23 protein-coding genes are annotated in these 26,632 nt (G+C 40.8%); 8 read left to right on the forward strand and 15 right to left on the reverse strand.

Annotated elements, in window-relative coordinates:
* Positions 1 to 356: 356 nt before the first annotated feature.
* Positions 357 to 1,514 (forward strand): chorismate mutase, encoded by a 1,158-nt coding sequence (locus C7Y70_RS06885; RefSeq protein ID WP_099297359.1) that lies wholly within the window; start codon positions 357 to 359, stop codon positions 1,512 to 1,514.
* A gap of 37 nt (positions 1,515 to 1,551) precedes the next feature.
* Here C7Y70_RS06885 and tyrA read toward each other — a convergent pair whose 3' ends face one another.
* The 7 genes from tyrA to ffh all read right to left on the reverse strand — a co-directional run bounded on the left by tyrA (position 1,552) and on the right by ffh (position 7,734).
* On the reverse strand, positions 1,552 to 2,685 hold the full coding sequence (tyrA, locus tag C7Y70_RS06890; RefSeq protein WP_099297361.1) for a bifunctional chorismate mutase/prephenate dehydrogenase: 1,134 nt from the start codon (positions 2,683 to 2,685) through the stop codon (positions 1,552 to 1,554).
* 375 nt (positions 2,686 to 3,060) lie between these two features.
* Positions 3,061 to 3,930, reverse strand: coding sequence for an MYG1 family protein (locus C7Y70_RS06895; protein ID WP_099297363.1), 870 nt, complete (start codon positions 3,928 to 3,930; stop codon positions 3,061 to 3,063).
* A gap of 202 nt (positions 3,931 to 4,132) precedes the next feature.
* A complete protein-coding gene (gene rplS, locus C7Y70_RS06900) occupies positions 4,133 to 4,492 on the reverse strand; it encodes a 50S ribosomal protein L19 (RefSeq protein WP_099297365.1) in 360 nt (119 codons plus the stop codon).
* 33 nt (positions 4,493 to 4,525) lie between these two features.
* On the reverse strand, positions 4,526 to 5,293 hold the full coding sequence (trmD, locus tag C7Y70_RS06905) for a tRNA (guanosine(37)-N1)-methyltransferase TrmD (RefSeq protein WP_087530755.1): 768 nt from the start codon (positions 5,291 to 5,293) through the stop codon (positions 4,526 to 4,528).
* Positions 5,293 to 5,829: a ribosome maturation factor RimM gene (rimM, locus tag C7Y70_RS06910; protein WP_135473944.1), complete on the reverse strand. Its 537-nt coding sequence runs from the start codon at positions 5,827 to 5,829 to the stop codon at positions 5,293 to 5,295. The genes trmD and rimM overlap by 1 nt, the downstream gene beginning before the upstream one ends.
* 17 nt (positions 5,830 to 5,846) lie before the next feature.
* Positions 5,847 to 6,095, reverse strand: coding sequence for a 30S ribosomal protein S16 (gene rpsP, locus C7Y70_RS06915; protein ID WP_058561214.1), 249 nt, complete (start codon positions 6,093 to 6,095; stop codon positions 5,847 to 5,849).
* Positions 6,096 to 6,354: 259 nt separating this feature from the next.
* Positions 6,355 to 7,734: a signal recognition particle protein gene (ffh, locus tag C7Y70_RS06920; protein ID WP_099297369.1), complete on the reverse strand. Its 1,380-nt coding sequence runs from the start codon at positions 7,732 to 7,734 to the stop codon at positions 6,355 to 6,357.
* A 256-nt stretch (positions 7,735 to 7,990) separates the two neighbouring features.
* On the opposite strand from ffh, the gene ccsA reads away from it, so the two are divergent.
* The 3 genes from ccsA (at position 7,991) to C7Y70_RS06935 (ending at position 11,096) form a co-directional block, all read left to right on the forward strand.
* Positions 7,991 to 8,797 carry a cytochrome c biogenesis protein CcsA gene (gene ccsA / locus C7Y70_RS06925; protein WP_099297371.1) on the forward strand — a complete coding sequence of 269 codons (807 nt, stop codon included), beginning with the start codon at positions 7,991 to 7,993 and terminating at the stop codon, positions 8,795 to 8,797.
* 61 nt (positions 8,798 to 8,858) lie between these two features.
* Positions 8,859 to 10,127, forward strand: a complete 1,269-nt coding sequence (locus tag C7Y70_RS06930; RefSeq protein WP_135473947.1) for a CNNM domain-containing protein — start codon at positions 8,859 to 8,861, stop codon at positions 10,125 to 10,127.
* A gap of 132 nt (positions 10,128 to 10,259) precedes the next feature.
* The gene (locus C7Y70_RS06935) at positions 10,260 to 11,096 is read left to right on the forward strand and encodes a mechanosensitive ion channel family protein (RefSeq protein ID WP_099297373.1); all 837 of its coding nucleotides are present in this window, start codon (positions 10,260 to 10,262) and stop codon (positions 11,094 to 11,096) included.
* Positions 11,097 to 11,159: 63 nt separating this feature from the next.
* Here the strand turns inward: C7Y70_RS06935 and aroC are convergent, their stop codons facing one another.
* Together aroC and prmB are read right to left on the reverse strand one after the other, a co-directional pair.
* Positions 11,160 to 12,257 (reverse strand): chorismate synthase, encoded by a 1,098-nt coding sequence (gene aroC, locus C7Y70_RS06940; protein WP_099297375.1) that lies wholly within the window; start codon positions 12,255 to 12,257, stop codon positions 11,160 to 11,162.
* 66 nt (positions 12,258 to 12,323) lie between these two features.
* On the reverse strand, positions 12,324 to 13,259 hold the full coding sequence (gene prmB / locus C7Y70_RS06945) for a 50S ribosomal protein L3 N(5)-glutamine methyltransferase (RefSeq protein WP_099297377.1): 936 nt from the start codon (positions 13,257 to 13,259) through the stop codon (positions 12,324 to 12,326).
* 126 nt (positions 13,260 to 13,385) lie between these two features.
* On the opposite strand from prmB, the gene smrB reads away from it, so the two are divergent.
* Together smrB and C7Y70_RS06955 are read left to right on the forward strand one after the other, a co-directional pair.
* The gene (gene smrB / locus C7Y70_RS06950; RefSeq protein WP_099297379.1) at positions 13,386 to 13,943 is read left to right on the forward strand and encodes an endonuclease SmrB; all 558 of its coding nucleotides are present in this window, start codon (positions 13,386 to 13,388) and stop codon (positions 13,941 to 13,943) included.
* A gap of 38 nt (positions 13,944 to 13,981) precedes the next feature.
* Positions 13,982 to 14,905, forward strand: coding sequence for an AEC family transporter (locus tag C7Y70_RS06955; RefSeq protein ID WP_135473949.1), 924 nt, complete (start codon positions 13,982 to 13,984; stop codon positions 14,903 to 14,905).
* Between the two features lie 2 nt (positions 14,906 to 14,907).
* On the opposite strand, the gene C7Y70_RS06960 is transcribed toward C7Y70_RS06955, so the two are convergent.
* The 3 genes from C7Y70_RS06960 to sixA form a co-directional block, all read right to left on the reverse strand.
* On the reverse strand, positions 14,908 to 15,645 hold the full coding sequence (locus C7Y70_RS06960; RefSeq protein ID WP_135473951.1) for an SDR family oxidoreductase: 738 nt from the start codon (positions 15,643 to 15,645) through the stop codon (positions 14,908 to 14,910).
* 94 nt (positions 15,646 to 15,739) lie between these two features.
* Positions 15,740 to 16,090, reverse strand: coding sequence for a RidA family protein (locus C7Y70_RS06965; RefSeq protein WP_135473953.1), 351 nt, complete (start codon positions 16,088 to 16,090; stop codon positions 15,740 to 15,742).
* A gap of 92 nt (positions 16,091 to 16,182) precedes the next feature.
* Positions 16,183 to 16,659, reverse strand: a complete 477-nt coding sequence (sixA, locus tag C7Y70_RS06970; RefSeq protein ID WP_099297387.1) for a phosphohistidine phosphatase SixA — start codon at positions 16,657 to 16,659, stop codon at positions 16,183 to 16,185.
* 173 nt (positions 16,660 to 16,832) lie between these two features.
* On the opposite strand from sixA, the gene C7Y70_RS06975 reads away from it, so the two are divergent.
* Entirely contained in the window at positions 16,833 to 19,553 is a 2,721-nt protein-coding gene (locus C7Y70_RS06975; RefSeq protein WP_135473955.1) for an insulinase family protein, read from the forward strand.
* Between the two features lie 52 nt (positions 19,554 to 19,605).
* On the forward strand, positions 19,606 to 21,840 hold the full coding sequence (locus C7Y70_RS06980; RefSeq protein ID WP_099297391.1) for an EAL domain-containing protein: 2,235 nt from the start codon (positions 19,606 to 19,608) through the stop codon (positions 21,838 to 21,840).
* Here the strand turns inward: C7Y70_RS06980 and C7Y70_RS06985 are convergent.
* The 3 genes from C7Y70_RS06985 to C7Y70_RS07000 form a co-directional block, all read right to left on the reverse strand.
* On the reverse strand, positions 21,837 to 22,028 hold the full coding sequence (locus C7Y70_RS06985; RefSeq protein ID WP_135473957.1) for a hypothetical protein: 192 nt from the start codon (positions 22,026 to 22,028) through the stop codon (positions 21,837 to 21,839). The two genes, C7Y70_RS06980 and C7Y70_RS06985, sit on opposite strands and share 4 nt — an antisense overlap.
* A gap of 407 nt (positions 22,029 to 22,435) precedes the next feature.
* Positions 22,436 to 23,008, reverse strand: coding sequence for an elongation factor P-like protein YeiP (yeiP, locus tag C7Y70_RS06995; protein ID WP_099297884.1), 573 nt, complete (start codon positions 23,006 to 23,008; stop codon positions 22,436 to 22,438).
* Positions 23,009 to 23,154: 146 nt separating this feature from the next.
* A partial coding sequence (locus C7Y70_RS07000; RefSeq protein ID WP_135473961.1) for an Ig-like domain-containing protein occupies positions 23,155 to 26,632 on the reverse strand: 3,478 nt, incomplete at its 5' end.

Consider the following 26,632-nt stretch of genomic DNA (forward strand, 5'->3'; position numbering starts at 1 on the left):
TTTATTAATAATTGTTATTATTTGAATCTACACTCAGAAATATACCAGATCCCTATTTAGATTTATAAATTTTTTGTAAATATTCACAAAAAAACTTAAATATGAGATTAAAGCAGTACGAATGCGCTATTAAACACAATAGAGTGTTGACTTTAATGATCAGTCTACATACATTTAAGATATGAATATACATTTCTCGCGTTTCACATTTACGTTTATTAGCTTCTTTTTCTTTATCAGATGAAAGAGGCTTACCTGTTTGCGAGATTTAATCAACCGAATAGCAAAAGCCTCCCAACTGGGAGGCTTTTTTGTTTTTACTACCCTATTGGTAGCTTTTGGAATGAGGAACCCAAATGACAAATGATGTATTAAACACACTCAGACATGACATCAATGAAATTGATTCTGACCTGCTTGTATTACTTGCTAAACGTCGTCGTATTAGCCATGGCGTTGTCGAATATAAAATAGCAAACAATAAACCAATCCGTGACGAAGCAAGAGAGCAAGCTTTGCTCGAGAAGTTGATAGGCTATGGAAAATCGCTCGGATTAGATGCTTATTATGTTAATAATGTTTTTCAAACTATATTAGAAGATTCTGTGTTAAATCAGCAGGCAATGCTACAAAAAAACCTAAACCCTGGTGCAATGAGTGAAACTCACCGTGTTGCATATTTAGGAGGTCAAGGAACGTATAGCCAGTTGGCATGCCATAAGTACTTTAGTCGCCGCCCTGGAAAGTTGGTGGAATTAGGGTGTATTAGTTTCGAACAAATAACAGGAAAAGTTGAAAGCGGCCAAGCAGATTTCGGTTTGCTTCCTATTGAAAATACGAGTTCTGGTAGTATCAATGAAGTTTTTGATTTACTCCAGCACGCGCAAGTCTCTATTGTTGGTGAAGTTACTCACAGTGTAGAGCATTGCTTATTGGCTTCACCTGATACCGAACTGAGTCAATTAAGTAAAATTTTTGCCCACCCTCAACCTTTTGCACAGTGTAGCCGCTTTTTACAAGGGCTAGGTGAGATACAGCATGAAACGTGTGACTCAACATCGAGCGCACTTCAATCTGCGCTTGAAACGCCAAATAGTGCAGCCATCGGTTCAGCACAAGCAGGGAAACACGTTGGTTTAGAGGTACTGAAATCCGGCCTTGCTAATCAACAAGAAAACCACAGTCGCTTTATTGTTGTTGCGCGCCAACCGTTGCAAGTCTCAAAACAAATCCCAACTAAAACCAGTTTAATTATGGCAACCAAGCAACAAGCTGGTTCACTTGCCGACGCGCTGATGATTTTCAAAGAGCACAACATTAATCTAGTGAAGTTAGAATCACGCCCTGTGCCAGGTAATCCATGGGAAGAAGTATTCTATGTCGATTTAGAAGCAAACCTAGTAGATAGTCATGTACAAAGTGCCTTAGAACAACTTAAACAACACACGCAATATGTTCGTGTTTTAGGTTGCTACCAAAGTGAATCACTTCAAGCCGTGAGTGTTGACGGTTAAAAAAAGGGCCATTAGGCCCTTTTTTATTGAACGTTATTTAATCAAGCACTTTTGCATCATTTGCTTTATTTAATAAACTTCGACTTTGCGTTAAAAAGTGAGCTGTAGAATCTGAGAAATACGCCTTTGCTTCGCCAAATGCCTCAATAAGTGCAGCTTTATTTCCCGCTCTTAACTTATCAAGTGTGTTGGCAAAAGTATCTTGATATTGCGCGAGCAACTCTTCAACGTTATCAAACTGAGCCAGCATAATATCTGAATACAACTCAGGAGATTGCGCAAATAAACGCCCTACCATCATCAGCTCCAATTGATAAATTGGTGATGAGCAACTCCTAAGTTCCTCTAAAGTATGCCCTTGCTTCGCTAAAAACTGACCATAAACAAACGTAGTTAAGTGACGCATTACCTGGATAATTTGCATTGCTTCATCGTGTTTTTTTGCGTCGAGCTCAACAAGCTGACAACCCCATACTTGCAACTGAGATAAAAGCCCTTGAGCAACATCATGATGACGACCTTCACATACCACAACGGTTTGTTTTACCCAGTGTGATATATCTGGTCCAAACATCGGGTGCAAACCAACTACAGGTCCACTGTGTGCTTTTTTTAATACCGTTATAGGTGATTGCTTAACTGATGTTATATCAACCAGCAAACAATCATCATCCAACTTAGGTAGCGAATTGACTACGGACTCGAGTGCATTAATAGGCACACTCACCATCACCAACTTTGCGCCTGTTAATATCTCTTTCGCTTGGTGCTGTTGTGACTTATCAAGTATTTTAACTTCATAGCCAGAGCGTCTAAACTGATTTGCAAAGAGTTGGCCCATGGCGCCTTCTCCCCCGACAATAACAATGGGTGATAATTCAGGTGCTGCACATGCTAATTTGGCTTGCTGGTTTTGATAAGCTTCACGCATCATGCGTCTGAGAATATCTTCAACGAGTTCAGGGTTTACGCCTTGGTTTATTGCTTCTTGGCGTCGCGCGGCAAGGAGAGTTGCTTCACGTTCTGGGGCATGTAGAGGTGCACCGGTTTGCTGTTTGATGGCGCCGATGCGGCCAGTAATTTTATTGCGTCGAGCAAGTAGAGCAACTAATTGCGTATCGCACTCATCAATTTCTGTTCTAAGCTGATTTAATTCTTCTCTCTCTGCCACGTACCCTACCACCTATAAAACGCCAAAATGTAAACTTAAGATTACATTAAAGTAAACTTATCAATACGACAAATACTAACAGGATTGGGGAATCGTTAAAAGCGAAAACAAAGAAAGAGTGCGGCATAAATGTTTGAATAAGCAATATGAATTAAGCCGCGCAAATCACTTAGCGCGGCCCTATGAATGTAATTAACCTAAACTTTAATGTATAGATGTTAAATCACAAGGATATTTATTCGTCTGTAGCCGGAGACTTTTCGCGATAGCAAAGCGAAATTACACGTCAATAGCTAGGCTATTGCAAGTACATTCAACGCAGTTAGCGTTGAAAGTATCCGCTAAAGATAGATTTATTATCCAAGTTCAGGTTATTTAATTTTGCAGTGCAAGAGATGCCATATTCATTACGCTTGTAAATGAGTCAGCACCTGCGATGAATAACCCATTGTGGCAAAAATTAGCATCCTCAATGCCTGTGACAGTTTGAAGTTCTTCGCCTGATAAACCAGCCCACTCTTTAGGTAACGATTTTCTGTCCTCAAATGAGCCCGGCTCTACTGGCACAGTTTGTATAATCCACTTACCCGAGTGAGATGGGTAAATCATATATAAAGCTTGATCTGACAAACTGTGAACCGTTTTTTTCCATGGAGTGTATTGCTTAAGAATAATTACACGAGGGTCGTCTGCGTCAGTAATTGCTTTCGCGACTATTTTTTTAGCCGCTGCACTGCCACTTGCAGAAGAAATAAAGCGCTTTAATAATCGCTGTGCAAATTCCACAGCTTCATTAAAGCATTCGTCAAAATTTCCGTCTTCTTGCCATGTTGGATTAAACATCGAGATTGTCTGACTCAAGCTTATACCTTGCTCAACCCCTTCAACATAGCCGCAATCTATTGCGTCAATTGTAGATACTAACCCTGCGTCAACAGAATCTGCTACTACTTGATTGCCTGCACAAAGATCGAGGCCATACTTTTTCCACACTAGACCAAACGATGAAAAAGGAATCCCATTTTCTCGTGCACCTGCACCACCCCGTTGGTGGTGATCAAAACGCCCTGTCTCAGGGTCATACTCGTTACCCACATCAATTACGATATCGGCCTGGCTAATAACGTGTTTATCTCTTGTCCTAATTAGCGTCAGCGTCGGGAAAATAGTTTTAAGTACTGCAATACTGAATACATCATCAGCATGAAAATTACCATCGTGGGTAACCACTGTCATATCGGTCATTGGGCCATCATTTTTAAAAAGAGGAAAAAGAATTTACTTGAGCAAATAAAGTTGCAGTTCGAGTATAACGAAGCTCGCCGTTAATTGCAGTAAGGGAGAGGTGTGTGAAAGCCACTATTGAAAATTAGCGCTTTTAAAAACCAAAACAGGTTGTAACCCGAAGGCTACAACCTGTTTTATCTGCGTTGATAAACAGCGCGTATTAGTTAAGTTTTTCTCTAATACGTGCAGATTTACCAGAACGCTCACGTAGATAGTAAAGCTTAGCACGGCGAACTGCACCGCGACGCTTAACTGTTACGCTATCGATAAGAGGGCTGTGCGTTTGGAATACACGCTCAACACCTTCACCGCTCGAGATTTTACGAACTGTGAATGCTGAGTGAAGACCACGATTACGCTTAGCGATTACAACACCTTCAAAGGCCTGTAGACGCTCTTTAGCACCTTCTTTTACACGTACCTGTACAACTACTGTATCACCAGGGCCGAATGCTGGTACGTCTGTTTTAAGCTGCTCATTTTCAAGCGCTTTAATAATATTTTGGTTTACTTTTGCCATTATGTTTCTCACTTTCCTAGGTGTAACTGTCTTCTAGCCACAAGCTTTTTGGTACTCTTGCTGAAATTTTGCGAGTAATACCGCTTGCTCCTCAGTCAGAGCTAGGTTATGCAACAAGTCAGGACGTCGTAACCAAGTTCTGCCTAGTGACTGCATTTGCCGCCATTTAGCTATCTCTTGGTGGTTTCCACTGAGTAATACAGCAGGAACCTGTTTGTCGTCCAATGTTTCTGGCCGTGTATAGTGAGGACAATCTAGCAAGCCATCCGAAAATGAATCTTGCTCTGCTGATTGGTTATGTCCTAACACACCTGGCACTAATCGCGCTACTGCGTCAATTAATGTCATGGCAGGTAGTTCACCACCACTCAAAATAAAATCACCAATTGACCATTCTTCGTCAACGTATGACTCTATTATTCTCTCGTCTATACCTTCATAGCGACCGGCAATCAAAATCAGCTTTTCAGAGTTTGCGAGTTCGCTCGCCCCTTGCTGATCCAATTTGCGCCCTTGCGGGGACATATAAATTACTTTTGCACCATCACCTGCCGCTTTTTTTGCGTCAAGAATGGCTTGTTTCAATGGTTCAACCATCATTAACATACCGGGTCCGCCCCCGTAAGGACGGTCATCTACGGTTCTATGCTTATCAGTTGCATAGTCTCGTGGATTCCAGCAGTTAAAGTCGATTAAACCACTTTTTACTGCGCGACCTGTTACACCTTGCTGTGTAATGGCATCAAACATGTCCGGGAAAAGGCTGATAACCCCTACCCACAACGAACTCGTTTGACTCATTAAAAGCCAGGATCCCAGTCTACGGTAATTTCTCTCGCTTCGTGTTTAACTTCTTTAATAACTGAATCAGTTAAAAATGGAATTAAACGCTCAGCTTGGCCAAATGCATCTTTATTATTTGCTTTCACAACTAATACGTCATTTGAGCCTGTCTCCATCAGGTCATCAACAGTGCCTAAGTTATAACCTTTATCAGTTACAACCGACATGCCAATGAGATCTCGCCAATAGAATTCACCTTGCGGTAATTCTGGTAGCTGCGCTGAATCCACAGAGATTTCAACATTGGTATAAGCCATTGCTTGGTCTCTGTCGTTTACTTGCGCAAACTTAGCGATAAAGCCTTTGTTGTGGCGACGCCAGTCGACCACTTCTAAGGATTGCCATTTACCTTGCTGCCCTATCAACCACGGGCTGAAATCGAAGATCCCTTGGGGATCATCAGTAAATGAATGTACCTTAAGCCAGCCCTTTATACCATACGGGGCACCGAGCTTTCCTACGACAATTATTGATGAGGTGTTCTCTTGACTCATGGTTACACTTACGCCTATTAAGCCGCTTTACGAGCGTCTTTAACTAACTTAGCTACACGATCTGAAAGACCTGCGCCTTGACCTACCCAGTGATCAACACGAGATAAATCTAAACGAACTTTTTCTTCCTGACCTGAAGCAATTGGGTTAAAGAAACCTACTTTCTCGATGAAGCGACCGTCACGCGAGAAACGGCTATCCGCAACCACAATTTGATAGAAAGGGCGTTTTTTAGCGCCACCACGTTGCAAACGAATAGTTACCATACCGTCCTCTAAATAGATTGACTGTTTTCATTAATAAGATTTACTCCCCAGTATGGGGAGCTGGGGAATTGTACGAGTTTTTAGCAACAATGCAAGTAAGAAGTGATCTAAAATCCCAGTTTAGTAGATTAAACACTGATCTGTGCGTCAAATAAGGTAGCGTAAGCAATTGAATGCATAAATTATCCACAAAAAAAGAGGCATTTCGCCTCTTTTTAAAATTAATTTGACTATTTAATATGCAAAAGTCAGTGCTATATTAAAATTTAGGTCCGCCGCCGCCCATCATACCCGGTGGCATCATGCCTTTCATTCCGCGCATCATTTTTTGCATGCCGCCTTTACCTTTCATCTTTTTCATCATTTTTTGCATTTGGGTAAACTGCTTTAGTAGTTTATTTATTTCTTGCACTTGCGTACCAGAACCCGCTGCAATACGTTTTTTACGCGAACCTTTGATGATTTCTGGACGTGCACGCTCTTGTTTGGTCATTGAGCTGATGATTGCTTCCATTTGAATAAAGGTTTTGTCACCCATTTGGCCTTTTACAGCGTCTGGTAAGTTTGACATACCCGGTAGCTTATCAAGCATCGACATCATGCCACCCATGTTTTTCATCTGCTTTAATTGCTCTGCAAAATCATCCAAGGTGAAGCCGTTGCCCTTAAATACTTTTTCAGCAACCTTGGCTGCTTTTTCCTTATCGACTTTCATTTCGACTTCTTCGATTAATGAAAGTACGTCACCCATACCTAATATACGCGACGCGATACGGTCAGGGTGGAAAGGTTCAAGTGCATCGGTGCGCTCACCCACACCCATAAACTTAATTGGCTTACCGGTAATGTGACGAATAGATAAAGCTGCACCACCACGTGCATCACCATCTGTTTTGGTTAAGATCACACCTGTCAGCGGGAGTGCTTCATCAAATGCTTTAGCCGTATTAGCCGCATCTTGACCCGTCATCGCATCGACAACAAATAAAGTCTCGATTGGGTTAATCGCACTATGCAGCGCTTTTATTTCATCCATCATGTCATTATCAACATGCAAACGACCCGCGGTATCGACTAATACCACATCAATGAATTTCTTCTTCGCGTGAGAGATTGCCGCATTGGCAATATCGACTGGTTTTTGAGAAATATCACTTGGGAAGAAATCTACATCAACTTCGCTCGCTAATGTTTCAAGCTGTTTAATCGCCGCAGGACGATACACATCGGCACTGACGACAAGTACTGATTTCTTTTTGCGCTCTTTTAAAAACTTTGCAAGTTTACCCACACTGGTAGTTTTACCCGCACCTTGTAAGCCTGCCATCATTACAACCGCTGGGGGCTGCGCATTTAAACTTAATTCTTCGTTTGCTTCACCCATGGCTTTTTCAAGTTCTTCGCGTACTATTTTTACGAAAACTTGGCCTGGGCTTAAGCTTTTGGTGACTTCAACACCAACAGCACGTTCTTTTACTTGTTTTACAAACTCACGAACAACAGGCAACGCAACGTCTGCTTCTAAAAAAGCCATGCGCACTTCACGCAGCGTATCTTTTATATTGTCTTCTGTTAGGCGTCCGCGGCCGCTAATATTTTTTAAGGTTTTACCTAATCGTTCTTGGAGATTCTCAAACATATAAAGGGTCCGATAAAACATGATACCGATAGCATTTGAATCATTCAGCCCAAATTCTGAGCCAAAATTTATACTTATCAGTATTAATTTAAATTTTAATTAAAAACAGTATACCGTAAATCTAGGCGCACAATACAGTATTCAAGTATGCAGTTTGAGTTTCTTTTTACAAAGCCTAGGTTTTTTCCTTACTATAAAATACAATGGGGCTAACTTAACAAGGATTATTTGACTCAAATTGAGTGGCCAAAGCACTATGCTGATTATTAGTTTAACTATTATTGCCAGTTTATTTTACGTATTAGCGACTTCGCATGTGTTGTCTCGTTTGTTCCATCAACAAGGTCCAAGCCAAAAACTCACTATCGTACTGAGTACAGTTGCAATATTAGCCCATATGTTATTGTTAGTTAATTCAGTATTTCGGGCTGATGGTCAAGACCTCAGTATTGTAAATGTTGCATTGCTGACGTGCTGGGTCATTGTTGTGTCGGTTACAACTGTGTCGCTTAAATTCCCCGCTACACTTTTACTGCCTGTTGTATATGGCTTTGCCGCTATTTTAACGTTTTCTAGCTTATTTATTCCGCACCATATTTTGTTGCAAAGTATTGATGTAGACATTGCCCTAGTTACGCATATCTCGTTGTCATTGCTTGCTTACTGCGTTCTGATAATCGCCACTTTATATGGCGTCCAATTTTACTTTATTGATAAACGATTAAAACGCAAAGATCTTGCTATTGTCCATAGCCATTTACCTCCTTTGATGGTGGTTGAACGCCAGCTTTATCATCTACTTACGCTTGGAACTAGTTTACTGACAGCCGCCTTGCTATCTGGCTTTGTATTTTTAGATGGTATGTTTGATAGTGAATTTATTCATAAGACTATTTTATCATTAGTCGCATGGGCCATATTTGCTATTGTGACTGTAGGGCATATAGTTAAAGGCTGGCGTGGCAAACCAATTGTATTGGCAATAATGGTCGCGGCATTTACCTTAACGCTCGCCTATTTTGGTAGCCGTTTTATACAAGAAGTTATTCTGAATAAGTTTTAACTTGACTCAGGCTGCTCACTACCGCTTAATACGCATTGATTTATAATAAAAGGATCCTTCTTTGGACAGCATATCGACGAGTGTTTTATTTATAATACTCGGTATTCTAATTTTATGTTCTGCATACTTTTCTGGCTCTGAAACGGGCATCATGTCAATAAACAGAATTCGTCTGCGCCACCTCGCTAAAGAAAACCATCGCGCTGCCAAACGCGTTAATAAGCTCTTGAGCCGTCCTGACAGACTCATCGGCTTGATCCTAATTGGTAATAACCTGGTTAATATTGCTGCCGCTCAGGTTGCAACTATCATTGGTATCCGTTTGTACGGTGATTTAGGTATCGCTATTGCTACAGGCGTACTCACCCTTGTCGTACTTATTTTTGCCGAAGTGACGCCTAAAACCCTTGCCGCCCTTTACCCTGAAAAAGTTGCTTTTCCAAGTTCGGTGGTATTAAAAGGGTTACTTAAAATTTTGTTCCCGTTTGTTGTCATAGTTAACTGGATGACCAACGGTATGTTACGTTTATTTGGTATTAGTGCTGCACAAATAGATGAGCACAGCATGAGTAAAGAAGAACTAAAATCTGTGCTGAATGAATCTGGTGCGTTGATCCCCGCTCGCCACCAAAGTATGTTGACTTCCATTTTAGATTTAGAACAAGTCACTGTTGAAGATATTATGATTCCGCGCAACGAAATAGTCGCGATTGATATCAACGATGACTGGAAACTAATAAGCAAGCAACTTACCCATGCTCAGCATACGCGTGTTCTCCTTTATCGCGACCAAATAGATGACGCTGTCGGCTTTATACATTCACGTGATGCATTACGCCTATTAACCAAAGAACAATTCGACAAGCCATCACTGTTACGTGCAGTGCGTGAGATATATTTTATCCCTGAAGGCACATCGCTTAATACTCAATTGTTTAAGTTCCAGCAATCAAAAGAACGTATTGGCTTAGTTGTTGATGAGTATGGCGATATACAAGGTTTAGTCACACTTGAAGATATTCTTGAAGAAGTTGTTGGTGACTTTACAACAACCCAAACACGCACGCCAAGTGAAGAAGTCATGCCTCAGGAAGATGGCTCATTTTTAGTTGACGGTGGTGCCAATGTGCGCGATCTAAATAAAGAAATGGAATGGGAATTTCCTTTAGATGGCCCTAAAACACTCAGCGGTTTAATAATTGAATACCTAGAAGATATTCCTGATGCTAACCTAAGCTTACGTATTTCTGGCTACCCTATTGAAGTGGTTGAAGTAAAAGAAAACATGATCAAGCTAGTACGTATTCAAACAAACAAGCGAAAAACCTAAACAACCTCCGTGAGCAGCACTCGCTGCTCACTTTTATACTTACATTTCTGAATTTTCTGCTGTTATTTACCCTTTAAGTTATCAATACTAAGCTATCATTTAAACGCTAATGCATACTTAACGGAGAGTACAATGGAAGATATTTCGATTGAAAGGATCTACACCCAAGCCATAGAGATGATAATGCTTTATGGGCCTAAGTTTCTTCTGGCTATATTTGTCTTAATAATAGGTTGGTGGTTTATTGGCCGAGTTTCAACTATGACCGAAACCTCAATGAATCGTGTAAAATTGGAAGCCGGACTAACCCACTTTTTAGTGTCATTTATTTCCGTTATTTTAAAGGTGCTGTTATTGATCTCGGTAGCATCAATGATAGGCATAGAAACCACATCATTTATTGCCATGCTGGGTGCCGCAGGGTTAGCTATTGGTATGGCTTTGCAAGGCAGCCTTGCTAACTTTGCAGGTGGTGTACTTATTCTATTCTTTAAACCGTTTAAAGTAGGCGACGTCATTGAGGCACAGGGCTACATGGGTAAAGTCACTGAAATCCAAATATTCGTCACGGTACTGCTTACATACGATAATGAGAAGATTATTATTCCAAATGGTACGCTTTCTAACGGCTGTGTTAAAAATAAGTTTTCAGAGCCAACACGACGCATCGACATAGAATTTGGTATTAGCTATGAGGATGACGTACTTAGGGCAAGAGAAGTATTAATGGGCGTGTTAAATGAGTACGAGCTTGTGCTACAAGACGATGCAAAAAAACCCGTGGTACATGTTAGCCAACACGGTGATAGTCACATAGGAATGCTTGTTTGGGCATGGGTTGACTCTGAAAACTATTGGCCTGTTTATTTTGGTTTATTCGAACGTGTTAAAATTGCGTTTGATAAAGAAAATATCACAATTCCTTTCCCGCAACGCGATGTTCATATACATCAATTTCCTGGTAAATAAAACGATATCAGGTAGCACAAAAAAACCACCCATCTGAGGGTGGTTTTTACATATTAATGCTTATTAAACAGCGCCGTTAATAGGCCCATGTTCATGTTTAACATGTGGGTTTTGGCCACGTTGGCGCAGTAAGTGATCCATTAGGGTGATGGCCATCATAGCTTCTGCTATCGGAATTGCTCGAATACCAACACAAGGGTCGTGACGACCTTTTGTGATCATCTCAACGGCTTCGTTTTCAGTATTAATACTGTTGCCAGGTATCGTAATACTTGAGGTTGGTTTAAGTGCTATTGAAGCAATAATGTCTTGCCCAGTAGATATACCCGCCAATACACCACCTGCGTGGTTTGACGTGAAACCCTCTGGTGTTAGTTCATCACGGTGCTCTGACCCTTTTTGCTCAACCACATCAAAGCCATCACCAATCTCAACCCCCTTAACGGCATTGATGCTCATGAGTGAGTGTGCAAGCTCTGCATCTAGTCTATCAAAAACCGGCTCGCCTAAGCCTACAGGAACGTTTTTAGCGACTACTTTGACTTTAGCGCCTACTGAATCACCTTGTTTTTTAAGGTCACGCATATACTCGTCTAATGCTTCAATTTTACTGACGTCAGGAAAGAAAAACAGGTTGTTTTCTACTTCATCCCAATCATAGTTCTCAGCTTTAATTGGACCAAGCTGACTTAGACATGCGCGTACTTCAATACCGTGAAATTGCTTTAGGTATTTTTTGGCAATACTGCCAGCAGCAACACGAATCGCAGTTTCACGTGCCGATGAACGGCCACCACCGCGATAATCGCGCAAACCATATTTGTGCCAATAAGTGTAATCACCGTGACCAGGGCGAAAAACGTCTTTAATTTTACCGTAATCTTTTGAGCGCTGATCGGTGTTTTCAATCAGTAAACCAATGCTAGTACCTGTGGTTTTACCTTCAAATACACCTGATAGAATCTTAATTTGATCATCTTCTCGGCGCTGTGTGGTATAACGACTTTGCCCCGGTTTACGACGATCTAAATCTATTTGTAAATCGGCCTCTGTGATTTCAAGACCTGCGGGTGTACCGTCCACAACGCCGCCTAACGCAACGCCATGGCTTTCACCAAAGGTGGACACTTTAAACAGTTGTCCTATGCTATTACCTGCCATTAACTTTCCTCATTCCTAATGACTACTGAGTACCGAGCCTAAGGCTCGGCTTTAAATTTTGCCTGTTCAGTCAACAAAGTAATCAACCAATTGTTTTTTGCTGATCACAAACACACCTAGGCCGCCTTGTTCAAACTCAATCCATTCAAACGGCGCGCCTGGGTAAAGTGCATCCATGTGTACCATAGAGTTACCTACTTCGACAAATAACAAACCGTTATCAGTTAGATGTTCAGCTGCTTCACTTAAAATTGTACGAGTAACGTCTAAACCATCATGGCCTGATGCAAGGCCAAGTTCTGGCTCATGATGAAATTCACGTGGTAAGTCAGCCATATCCTCTGCATCAACATACGGTGGGTTTGCAACGATAAGGTCATATTTTTGACCTGGCACACCACTGAATACATCAGATTGGATTGGTAGAACCCGATCGCTTAGTTGGTAATCGGTAATATTAATATCAGCCACTTCAAGTGCTTCATACGAAATATCAACCGCATCAACTTGCGCAGTTTCAAACGCTTGCGCCAGTGCAATTGCAATACAACCAGAGCCGGTACATAAATCTAAGATTCGGCCTACTGATTCTGGCTGCTCTAACCATGGCGTAAAACGATTATTAATTAGTTCTGCAAATGGCGAACGAGGAATTAATACACGCTCATCTACATAAAATGGCAAGTTAGCAAACCAGGCTATATTGGTTAAATAAGGAACGGGTGTGAAATCGTTAATTCGCTCTGAGATTAATCCTGCCAACCGATTTTTTTCGGTGCTGGTTAACCTTGCATGCATTAACTCTTTTGGTGCATCGATAGGTAAACTAAGTGCAGGAAGTAATAAGCTAACCGCTTCATCCCATGCGTTATCAGTCCCATGACCAAAGAAAATACCACTGCTGGCAAACTGGCTTGTTGTCCAACGTAACCAATCATGCAATGTTGAAAGTTCTGCAACAGCTTCATCTAAGGTTGCTTCTTCTATTAGTAATTCGCTCATGTGTGTTATCTGCCTGCTTATACTTTCAAAATATTAACTCAATCGAGGCACAATTAAGGCCCCATGATTGCCCTATTGTAACGCTATTTACTCGATTTTTAGCATTTTTTTGTTTAGACTGCGGCAATGAAAAAAGATCCTCACTCAAACAGCCCAATCAGCACTGACGATATAGACTTATTTCGTCAAAGCATTTCTGGTGCGCGTATTTTTAAACAAGACACACACCGCTTTGCTAATAAGCCTAAAGTGTCACAAGCGAAGCAGTTTGCCCAGCAAAAAAAGCAACAACAGTCAGAATTTTTCTTCTCAGACGAATATGTTCCAGATATAGACACAAATGGTACGGTAAATTATGTGCAAGATGGCCAAGACCGTTTCTTGGCAAAGCAGCTACGCCGTGGCGACTTTATACCTGACTTAACGTTGGATCTACACGGTTTAAATAAAGAAATTGCTAAAGACGAGTTAGCAGGCTTAATCCATGAATGCAAAAAAAAGCATTATTACTGCGCTTGTGTGGTGCATGGCATTGGTGGGCATATACTTAGACATAAAGTACCGCAATATTTAGTTCAGCACCCTGATGTTATTGCAATGCACCAAGCACCGCTTGAATACGGTGGTAAAGGCGCGGTATTAATCCTGATTAATCTACCACAAAGCGATGAGTTTAGGCGTTAACTCCTTAGCGAAAACTTGCTGATAAAGGCCAAAATAAAGTGCATATCTTTTCAATTATTTTTCCATTGGTCTTCATTGTTTTATGTGGTTACCTATCCAGCCGCAGTGCGTTTTTATCACAACTGCATGTCGCTGGGCTTAGTAAGTTTACTTTTTACATTAGTATCCCAGCATTTTTATTTCTCAACATGTCGAATGCTAATTTGCAGGGTAGCGTCAGTTTAGATGGGTTTCTAAGTTTTTATCTACCCGTTTTATTCACCTTTTCACTTGCCTTAGCGATTGATCGTTTTTACTTATCTAAAAATAAAAGCTATGAGCGTCATAGTGTGTTTGCTTTAGGCAGTAGTTACTCAAATACGGTGTTGGTTGGCTTACCTATTATAATTGCAGCACTTGGCGAGCAAATGATGGGGATTGTGTTTATGATAATTACCTTTCACAGCGCGTTACTTTTCACATTAACATTTTTAATTAGCGCTAAAGGCAATAATACGGCGTTTTCATGGCCCCAATTCAGTAAAAACATGTTATTGAACCCGGTCGTATTGAGTATCAGTTGTGGAATCGCGGTGAACTTAAGTGGCCTCCCTTTATTTGCCGATCTTAAATCTGGGCTATTATTACTCGGACAACCCGCCCTGCCGTGTGCGTTATTTGTACTGGGGGCAAACTTAGCTTTTTATAAAGTCTCAGATAATTGGCAAGCTGCGTTAGTAGCTACCTTGGTCAAGCTATTTTTATTACCCTGTTTAGTACTTTTAATGGGCTATAATGTATTTGAACTCGATACACAATTATTAAACGTACTGGTTTTATTGAGTGCATCGCCTTTGGGTGTAAACGCGTACCTCATCGCCTGCCAAATAAAACAACATCAAGCAACACTTGCCAGCACGGTCGTTCTGTCAACCGTTTTAAGTGTGATAAGTTTTACGTTTTGGCTTTCAGTGTTGTTGTAACTTCACAATCCACCACTTACATCAATAAATCCGCCTGTTGTAAATGAAGCGTGTGCTGAGGCTAAAAAATAAATTGCAGCGGCCACTTCTTCAGGATTGCCACCTCTGCCTAGTGGCAAGCCATGTTTTAGGCGTTCGACACGCTCAGCCTCACCACCATCACCATGCATGTCAGTATAAATAAGCCCTGGCCTGACCGCGTTAACACGAATCCCCTGTCTGGCAACTTCTTTTGCCAAACCAAGCGTCAAACTATCCATAGCGCCTTTTGATGCAGCATAATCAATGTATTCATTTGGAGAGCCAGTGCGTGATGCAGCCGATGAAACATTAACAATGCTGCCGCCTGCTTTCATACGCTTAATTGCCTCGCGAGAGCATAAAAAAGCACTGGTTACGTTTGTGCTTAATACTTCGTTAATTCGTGCAGCATCCATATCAAGCAAGCGCATTTGAGGCTTTAAAATACCCGCGTTATTGATAAGAACATCTATTTTACCAAATAGCTCATCTATCTTATAAAACATAGCAACTACGTCAGTTTCTTTAGATACATCAGCTTGCAGCATTGCAACCTTCACCCCAAGGCTCTGAACCTGCTGCGCTACTTGTTTAGCTTGCACAACATTTGATTTAAAATTTAGGCAAATATCGTAGCCGTGGCGGGCAAAATGGATTGCAGTGCTAGCCCCAATACCACGACTAGCACCGGTTATTAATACAACTGGATTTGCACTCATTGTCTATCCTGAAGCTTTGTGGAGTTAAATGTATTTGTGGATCTGAATAAGCGACTTACTGGGGAGTATTTATCAAATAAGCCGCTAAAGGCTATTATTTTACAGCTGCGACGACTGATACTTCTACTAACAATACATCGCGAGCCATTTTAGCTTCAACACACGCGCGTGCTGGCGCATGTCCCTCGGGTACCCATGCATCCCATACTGCATTCATATCAGCAAAGTAATCCATGCTTTTTACATAAATTGTTGCACTAAGCATATGTTCTTTAGAGCTTCCTGCTTCGTCTAGCAGCGCTTCTACTTTATCCAGCATTGTTTGTGTTTGCTCTTTAATACCTTGTTCGGCATCTGCGCAAACTTGTCCGCATAAGTATACTGTGCCGTTATGTTTAACAATGCGGCTCATACGCGCACCGGTTTGAAGACGTTCAATAGTCATTATTAATCTCTACTTATATTTAGTAAAAATAGGCCTGATAGGTCATTTTTTAAATTGAATTTTTTAATACATTTTTAGGCAGAAGTATTCACCTAAATAACGACGTTAGCTGGTGCGTTTATACTAAGGTAGTGGCTTTTTTGAGTCATATCATCATAGCTAATCACAGCAACCCCACCGGTGTTAAAAATTGGCATATTGCCAGGGCTTAGCTGATCGACTAAATAACTCACTATAGGCATATGGGCGACAATCAACCATGTGTCACATTCAGGGTGCATAGCAATTAATGTTTCGAGGTAATCTGCGGCAATTTGAGGATTTCCATCAGGGGTTATGTCGCTGCATGTTTCTTCAAACGTAAACACGTTGTTCTTCTTAACACCTTGCGCAGTTTGTTGAGCACGAACATAAGGGCTAACTAACAAGGCTGTTGGTTTATGAGTTGCGTGCAGCCATATACCCATTTTTTCGGCTTGTTGCTGGCCAACTAACGTCAGGTTTCTGCTTGCGTCGTCAGCTTGCATCGGTGTAGCTTCGCCGTGGCGCATTATTAGAATTGTTTTCATAAAAAATCAACCGATTAAAGAATATAAAACAGTAGCCAGTTTGCCAATTTGTCCGCTATATTAAAACAAAGTAACATCTATCTCGCTTGATATTCAGAATTAAAAGCATTGTAAAAAGTGTCTGAAGATATCACATATTGAAAATAGGTAACGCGACGTTTTAGGAGCATCATTTGAATATCAGCCGCAATGATAACAGAACATACCACGCCCTAACACTGGACAATGGTCTAAAAGTATTGTTGGTGCAAGATAAAGATTCAACGAAGGCTGCTGCATCCATGGCTATCAATGCCGGTCATTTCGATGATCCACTTGATAGACAAGGCCTTGCCCACTTTTTAGAGCACATGCTTTTTTTAGGCACTGACCAATATCCAGAATCCAATGGTTTTAGTAATTTTGTTTCTCAAGCAGGCGGTAACACCAATGCATGGACTGGAACTGAACATACCTGCTATTTTTTTGATATAAACAACCAAAAATTTGAACATGCGCTTGAACAGTTTAGCCGTTTTTTTATTGCGCCTTTATTAAGCCCCACTGAAACAGAAAAAGAGCGCAACGCGATAGATGCGGAGTTTAAATTAAAAATAAAAGATGATAGCCGTCGGATTTACCAAGCCCACAAAGAAACGGTTAATCCTGATCATCCATTCGCTAAATTTTCTGTTGGTAGCCAACAAACATTAGCTGATCGTGAAACATGTATTAGCGATGAATTACGTCAGTTTTTTAATACCTATTATCAAGCACAATGGATGAGCTTAGTGCTTTGCTCAGATGCGGATATCACCACCATGGAGCGTTGGGTTACTGACTTATTTTGCGATATAAAAGGCACTGGCAAAGAAAAGCCCGCTATTGAAGCTGACCTCTATCGTCAACAAGATCTTTGTAAAGTACTGCACATTGAGCCACATAAGCATATGCAAAAATTGATTGTGAGTTTTGCTATGCCGAACATAGATGCGTTTTATCGCCATAAAACTGTGAGCTTTATTGCCCACTTACTTGGCTATGAAGGGGAAGGATCGCTGTACTCTATTTTAAAAGAACAAGGCTGGATCAATGCCTTATCTGCCGGTGGCGGTATTAATGGCAGCAACTTTAAAGACTTTAATATCAGTATGGCCCTGACCGATGAGGGCATTGAATATTATGAAGACATTGTTGAAATGGTGTTCGAATATATTTGCCTTATTACTCAAAATACTGACAAGCTTCCTCGACTTTATCAGGATAAGAAAAATTTACTCAGCATTGCATTTGATAATCAAGAAAAAGCGCGATTAATAGATTGGGTTAGTAACCTAAGTATTAATATGCAGCACTACGATGAAGCTAATTACGTGCAAGGTGATTATTTGATGGAGGGATTCAACCAGCATGCGCATGATATGGCGATGCAATGGCTCACTCCGCGTAATATGCGTTTAGTACTCATTCACCCTGATGTAGAGCCTGAGCATAAAACAAAGTGGTATCATACGCCCTATCGTGTTGAAGCGCTCTCGAACTCATGGCTTGATGCACTAACTGAAATAAATACGCCTCTACCACAGATGCTATTGCCCATAGCAAATCCGTATTTAACAAAAGACGTAACCTTGCTCGATGTTGAGCACCCTAAAACGCAACCCACTTTATTGGTCAAAGAGCCAGGGTTTGATTTTTGGTTTAAGCAAGACAATACATTTCGGGTTGCCAAAGGTCATTTTTACTTAGCCATGGACTCTCATTTTGCAGTAAAAGATATAAAACACATGGCACTTACACGCTTATTCGCTGACTTATTCATGGATAGCGTCGCTGAGCAGTTTTACCCAGCAGAATTAGCTGGACTGAGCTATCATTTGACGTCACACCAAGGTGGTTTGACCCTCCATACCGCTGGCTTATCCTCAAGCCAACTAGCCTTAGTTGATGAATTGCTAAACGCATTATTTAATGTTGAGATATGCGCTAAGCGCTTTGCGGAGTATAAAAAGCAGTTAGTTCGCCATTGGCGTAATAGCAATCATAATAAACCGGTGGGTGAGCTCTTTAGTGTTCTTGGGGCTAAAGTTATGCCGTGGAATCCGCAACCAGATCAGCTTGCCAATGCACTAAAAGATACTAGCTTTCATCAATTCAACCGTTTTAGAAAAGAGTTTTTTAATGCGCTACACGTAGAATCATTTTTACACGGAAACTGGCAAGAAAACGATGCGCTTGAGTTTCAAAAAGAAGTTGCTAACCACCTTGCTAAATCAGCAACTATTGAAGATTTAACCCGCCCATTGTGCTTACTAGATAAAGTGACTCGTATAGAACTTGAATTAAACTGCAACGACAATGCAATGGTCATTTATTATCAAGCAATGAGTGATGATGTAGACGAAAAAATAAAAATGATGGCGCTTAATCACCTTATCAATCAAGATTACTTCAATGAGTTACGTACGAAGCAGCAGTTGGGCTATCTCGTTGGCGCTGGGTACGCTCCTTTTAATACACGAGCAGGCATTGCATTTTATGTGCAATCGCCAGAGTATAGCCCATATACTCTGCTTGAGCGCCATGAAGAATTTATAACTCGTGCTGTTGAAAGTCTAAACCAGCTGGAAGCAGAACAATGGCAGATTCAGAAACAAGGCCTCAAAACGCATATTGCTGAAAAAGACAAAAATTTACGGCTGCGTTCTCAGCGTTTGTGGCTGGCAATAGGGAATCAAGATCATACATTTAATATGCAGAAAAAACTGCTAAGCGCTCTTGAAGCACTCACAATAGATGAAATTAAAGCGTATATCCGTGAAACCTTCAACGACGATCGCGCAAGATATGAACTACTAAGTCATCCTAAAGCGAAGAAACTTGCAAAAGATTCAGTTTCCTCGCATTCCCTTTGACACAACCAAGGCGTTCAATTAGATTATCAGGTGCAAATAGAAGAAGTGCATAATGATAATAAAAATAACGCTCAATCTAACATTACTTGTAAGCTTTGCTTTAAGCTTTAGTGCTCTAGCTAATAATGATCAAATGTTTGATCAAAAAACCTTACAACTTTATATACCCAGTGCATTTGTTGCACTGGTTTTGCCGTACCTGTTATTTACAATACACAGACTACGCCGCTCACGAAAACAGTTACGACTTTCAGAACACCGTTTAAAAAGTACTGTTGAAGGCAGTGGTGATACGCTTTGGGATTGGAACGTTAAAACGGGAGAAATGCTGCGAATCAACGACAAATATATGATGAACAGTGACACTCAAAAAAGTTTCCCTCCCAATAAATCACTCATCCACCCAAATGACTTACCCAGTGTAGAGCTACATTTAAAGCAACATTTTGCCGAACAAAGCGCTTTTTTTGAAGCCAGTTATCGTATAAAAGATAGCTTTGACCGATGGCGTTGGGTGCTCGACCGCGGAAAAATTATTGAAAAAGACGCCAACTTAAAACCCTTGAGAATGACGGGAACAGTTCGCGATATTACTCGTTTAAAGTCGACAGAAGCACGCCTTAATTTATTCGCAAAATGCGTAGAATCACTCACTGATGCGCTCGCAATCTATGATAGAAATTTTAATCTTGTAGATCTAAACCCCAGTTTTTTAAGCCAATTTGGCGGCACTCGAGAGCATTATTTGAATAAATCATTTTCTCTTGTGGGCTATGAAGATAGCTATATAGAAGAAATAAAAGATACAGTAAGACGCACTGAGCACTGGCAACAAGAAGTAAAGTTGCGTAACAGTGAGCGCAAAATGTTGCCTTTTGAAATTTCTATTGACGAAATTAAAAATGAATATAATCAGGTGTGCAACTACGTTGTTGTGTATTCTGATCTAACTGAACGCAAAAAAGCAGAGTCTCAACTGCACAATTTATCAAATAGAGACCGTACAACGGGCCTGCCCAATCGAAATTTGTTTTTTACCGACCTTAAAAAGTTAGCTAAAAAAGATGACCATCATGCTTTGCTAGTCTTTGACTTAGACAACTTTAAGAAAATAAATGATTCACTTGGGCACCAGTTAGGCGACAGTCTACTCGCCAAGCTCGCGATGCGATTGAACAAACTTACCCGTGAGAAGGATGTATTTTACCGATTAGGTGGTGATGAGTTTGCATTGGTGATGTCAGGTACTAACGATATTCACACCATCACACGCATGGCTAAACAATTTTTGGCAGCCATTGCGACCCCTTTTAAAATGGCAGGACACGAATTAGTTATCACATCAAGCTTAGGCATCGTGCTTTATCCTGAAGACGGTAACACCCCTGAACTGCTTCTCAAAAATGCTGATACCGCAATGTATCATGCTAAAAAGAAAGGCAATAGCTACTTATTCTTCAATGACACCATGAATCGTCAAGCCGTAAAACGCTTACAAATTGAAAACCTGATGCGTTTTGGTTTAAAAGAAGATCACTTTGAAGTGTACTACCAACCTAAAATGAATATTCGCACTGGTAAATTTACCGGTATGGAAGCACTTGTTCGCTTTATTACACCTAAAAAAGGCATTATCAGTCCTGGGGTGTTCATCCCAATAGCAGAAGAAACAGGGCAAATAATTGAAATTGGTGAAGTTGTACTAAACAAAGCCTGTAGAGATGTAAAAGAGTGGCTCGATGCTGGCTTATTTAATGGCCGAGTTGCGGTTAACCTCTCTGCAAAACAGTTTAGCTTACCTGATTTAACCACACGTATTGATATCATTTTGCAAAAAAATGAACTCCCTTCGTATTTCTTAGAACTGGAAATAACGGAAGGTACGGTAATGGATGACCCACAAGATGCCATATCGATTATGCGCTCACTCAGCGCCCGTGGCATTCATTTAGCTATGGATGACTTTGGTACTGGGTATTCATCACTGGCGTACTTAAAGCAATTCCCTCTTAACACGTTAAAAGTAGATAAAGCGTTTATTGATGATATGGAAACAGAGCGTGGTCGCAATATGGTTGATTCAATCGTCACAATCGCTCACAACCTTGATTTGCATGTCGTTGCTGAAGGGGTAGAACAAGCCAAACAAATAACGATTTTAGAGCAGCTTAATTGCGAAACTATGCAAGGGTATTATTACTCAAAACCACTATCAAAAACTGAATTTACTGAGTTTTTGAAAAAGCAGTACAGCAACTCACAACCGAGTTTAATTCACCAAGCTTAAGGGCGCCATACGCACGCATTAGCGCCAACAGTGCGAAGCAAGGCTCTACGATAGTGAACGTTAAATAGATACCATGCTACAGGCCCGAGTAACCCTGCCAGTACAACCCAACGTTTAACAGGCATGCCCTTTTTATTCACGTCTAAATACATAATGGCGATAAACACGATGCTGATCACAATATACAAAGCCGGCCTCTTAATGATGGTTAATAAATGAGCGCGCAGTTTACCCAATCCCTTGGCTGATTAAAAGTACTGGATATGAATAGCCGCTATTTTTTGCAATGATTGTATACCCAAGCCGCCTCAAGATGCGAGTTCCAGTGGGAGTTAAAAGTGATTTAGGCAAGGCATTGATTGCAAGGAATAGTGGTTCTATTGTTAAAATCAATAACGCAACCAACCCCTTGGGCGTTTCACAGGCGCTTACTCTCATCGTTGTTACTTCTTAAAAGGGATTGCCATTGTTGCAAAATAACGCCTTGATATTAAGCCCCTCTGAAACGCTGAATTCTGCATCTTGAGGTCGCTTAGGTATAAAACTAAAAAACCGACATTTAGTCGGCTTTTTAAACATTTATCGAAAGGCTAATTTATTTATCAGCACGACCCATAAACTTTTGCTCTGCAGTATTAATACGAATGCGATCGCCCGTAGAAATATGTTCTGGTACTTGAATAATCAAACCTGTTGATAATTTTGCAGGCTTTGAGCGAGCACTCGCAGATGCGCCTTTAATTGAAGGGTCTGTTTCTTCCACAACTAATTCAACGCTTGATGGTAAATCTAAACCTACCGGTGCACCATCAATAACAATAACGTGAACACCTTGAGTTTCTTCGTTTACGAATAAAATCTCTTCGCTGATTGCGTCTTTATTTAAGTTGTACGGTGTATAGTCCTCGTTATCCATGAACACATACTCGTCACCATCAATGTAAGAAAACATTGATTCACGACGAATTAAATCAGCCAATTTAAGCATATCGCTATCTTTGAATGTTTCGTCAACTTTACCGCCTGTTACTACATCGTATAAACGCATACGATACAAGCTCCCGCCAGCACGCCCCTGAGGCACTGAACGAACAATATCTTTAACCACTAATACGCGGTTATTGAACTCAATAGCAGTACCCTTTTTAACTTCACTTGCCTTAGGCATTGGTGTATTCCTATAATTTATTAATCCACAGAAACATACCACGAAATCAGTATTGTTCAATAAAAACCAAGTAACTTCGCAGAAGTTTTTATACAACCAAGTAACTAACGCCAGAGAGTACTGGCGTTAGTTACTCTTTACTTAACCTAAAAGCCAACTTTAACCCCTACAGATAACTCACCAACATCGTTTTCTGATATTTTATAGTAGGTATATTTGAGCAGTACCTCGGTATTTTTGTATACCGAATATCCTAATTCAGCACCTGCGTAGGGTTTAGTGTCATGCTCTTTATGCTCCAGTATTGCGCCCCCAGTAATACGACTTTGTATTTTATACTGATGACGATATGCCCCTAGAAATAACTTTGCACTTAATGACTCTGATGGCGTAAAGCGATAACCTATTTCTGATGCAACCCCTTGAGGAAGAATCGGCACATAACGAGAATAATCTGTATGGACTGTACTTGGGTTAGTTGTTTCTGCTGTTAGCTCAACCCGTCCTTGCCCCAAGTCAATATATCTTAAACCAACCTGCCAATTTTTAGTCAGATCATAGTAAACACCCAATGACCAGCTTGTATCTGTATCATCTACGGATATCACATTTACATCATTTTCAAGTTTAGCTAATGAACTTTTTGCTTTAGCTTGCCCTAAAGTCCCCTCTATCGACCATGCATCAGCCACTGCATTTGTGCTCATCAAACAACTTGTAGTGATAATTGCAAAACCTGGAAGTAGTGATTTTCTGCGACTAATAACAAGCACTGAAATTAACAATAACCCTAATCCTCCCATACTTCCTCCTGATGACTTGTTACTAATAGCAACTGATTTAACAGCTTTTATTGTTACCTCAACCTGCGCTGAAGATATTGCACCTTTGCTATCTCTGATGGTGTAATCAATTGTATCAACTCCTTCAAAGCCAACTTTTGGCGTGTACTGTAATGTTCCATTTATATTAATTGTAGCGGTTCCTTGCCCAGCTTGTGCATCAACTACAAATAACTCATCGCCATCTGCATCAGTATCATTACGCAGTACATCTATTTCTATTGATGCTTGATCTGTTGTTGAAGCTGCATCAAACACCGCTGTTGGTGCGTTGTTCGTTACAAGGTTTACTTTAGCCGTGCTGTTAGATGTACCGCCTTTCCCATCACTTACGCTATATTCAATAGTTGCAACCCCAACAAACAATGTTGGTGGAGAATAAAGCAACTGATTCTCAACAATACTGACTTGTCCAAAATCAACGGTTGCGCCTGTTAATACCAGTAAATCTCCATCTAGATCTGTATCATTATTTAAAACATCAATCGTGATAGATTCTCCCGCACCAATAGTGACTTCATCAGGTAGTGCTTGTGGTAGTTGATTTGTAGTACGAACAATGGCTACACCACCAGGGTCAACAATAGAGCGGTTTGCTATTCCATCATCATCGTTTGGCCCGCCATCCACTATTTGTAGTTGTACACACCACGCCCCTTCAACTAGCCCTGTTGTCCACTCATTGCTGCCTGGCGGAGGGCAATACCCTGGCTCACCGGCTGCTGAAAGTATTTGATTTTCACCCGTAGTTACAAAGTCTACCCACTCGCCTTCCTTAAGCTTTCTATAAACGGAGTTTGCTGAGATAGGGTTTCTTTGCGGGAGCACAATACTATAAGTATCCCCTGCATTTGGTAGGCCCGTTGCAATAAAATCAAATAACCCCCCAATATTTACAGCGTCATCATCTGCGGGTAACTCACTGTCAAGTAGTTGCACACCACCAGTTTCATTTTGTGAGACTGTTACTCCTTTTCTAACACAGACACCGGGCTCACCCTCCACCAAGAACTTATTGCTGTCTTTAACTTGCTCCTGCATAACATTACAGTCGCTAATAGCATCAAGGTAATCTGGTATTCCATCATTATCACTGTCACTGTAACCTTCTTGATCATCTGGAATTAAATCTCCATCTGTATCTTGTTCGGTGAGTGTTTCAAGTGCGCCAATCACTTCAACATACACTTCTTTCGTTGATGATAAGCTCGGATCACCATCATCCTCTGCGGTTACAGACACCTTGTAAATACCAGCAGCCAGAGACTGTGTTGAGAAGGTAAATTCATTTTCATTGGAGCTGGTATTAGTGAGTTCATTGTCCTGCGAAACCCAATTTAAGATAATACTATCATTTGGATTTACATCTTCTGTTAACGCTTCAATAGTAACTAACTCTTCACCAATGGTAACCAATGACCTCGTTTGCTCACCTTGCTTAACAGACGTGGTAATTGTTGGCGCCACGTTCTCTTCTACAATCGTTATAGTAGCGGTAGATCTAGCACCTAAATTAAGTGTGTCAGCTAATGTAATGGTGATTGTTTCATTACCCTCAGATTCAGAGTCAGCAAATACAGTGAAGCCCACAATTCCTTGCACACCACTTTCAATGATTAGTTCACCCGATGTTAAATCATGATCGGAGCTGTCAGATGTACCTGCGACTGTATATGGTATAACAATAGGATACACTGGCGATTCACCATTTAAGAACACACTAAATCTATGCGATTGATCCTCAGCTATTTGACTATCTTTATTTAAAGATATGAGTGGATGAACATTAATAGTCTGTGTAGCAATGGCCTCAAGACCGTTGCTGTCAACAGCGCTCCAATATACTAACTGACTCCCTGGAGCAAAGAGTAGATTTGAATCTACCAAAGACACGCCAATGCGATTTCCTTGACTGTCAGAAGCAAGCGGAACACCTAAGTCTACTTTAGTGAATAAACCTTCTGCGTCAATATCAACATCAGCGGGGGTTTCTATAGTTGGTGAATCATCATCTAATTGGTTTATGGTTACCTTAGCTGTTGATTTGTTTCGTGCTTTATCAGGGTCTTCAATCAAGTAATTAATTTGAATCGTACCCTGTGTACTTGCTTTAGCGGTGTAAACTATTAGCCCATTTTCAATAGTAACCGATCCTACACTTGCGCTTGCACCTATTATGCTTAATTGCTGCTCATCTGCATCTGTGTCATTTACCAACACATCAAGTGTATAAGTGTTCTGATCATTTTCATCAAACTCGAAAATATCAGGGTTTGCAACTGGCAGATCGTTCACCGAAGATACATCTAAATTAACAGTCGTCAGTGCTGATTGCTCTATGCCATCACTTGCTATAAACGTAAAGCTATCAGGTCCAAAGTAATTTAGGTTTGGCGTGTACGTAAATGACGTTCCTTGAAGGCTCAATGTACCAAACTGTGGCTGTGAGTTGATAACTAAAGTAATTGCATCTCCATCTGCATCCGTGACTATCGGTGAGAACGTAGTGGCATTATCCTCAAGTAAGATCTGTGTACTACCTTGTGCAACAGGTGCTGCATTGGTGTCATTCACTGTAATTGAGAATGTCGATAAACTTGCAGTCATACTGCCATCACTAACACTGATCACAATGCCTGCTTGGGTGCCCACATCCTCATTTGTTGGTGTGCCACTCAATTGCCCTGTTGTGGTATCAAAGCTCGCCCAACTTGGCTTATTCGTGATGCTAAAGCTTAATGTATCACCGTCCATGTCTTGTGCGCTTGGTGTAAAGCTGTAC

The organism is Pseudoalteromonas sp. KS88 (assembly GCF_004766475.1).
Classification (GTDB): Bacteria; Pseudomonadota; Gammaproteobacteria; order Enterobacterales; family Alteromonadaceae; genus Pseudoalteromonas.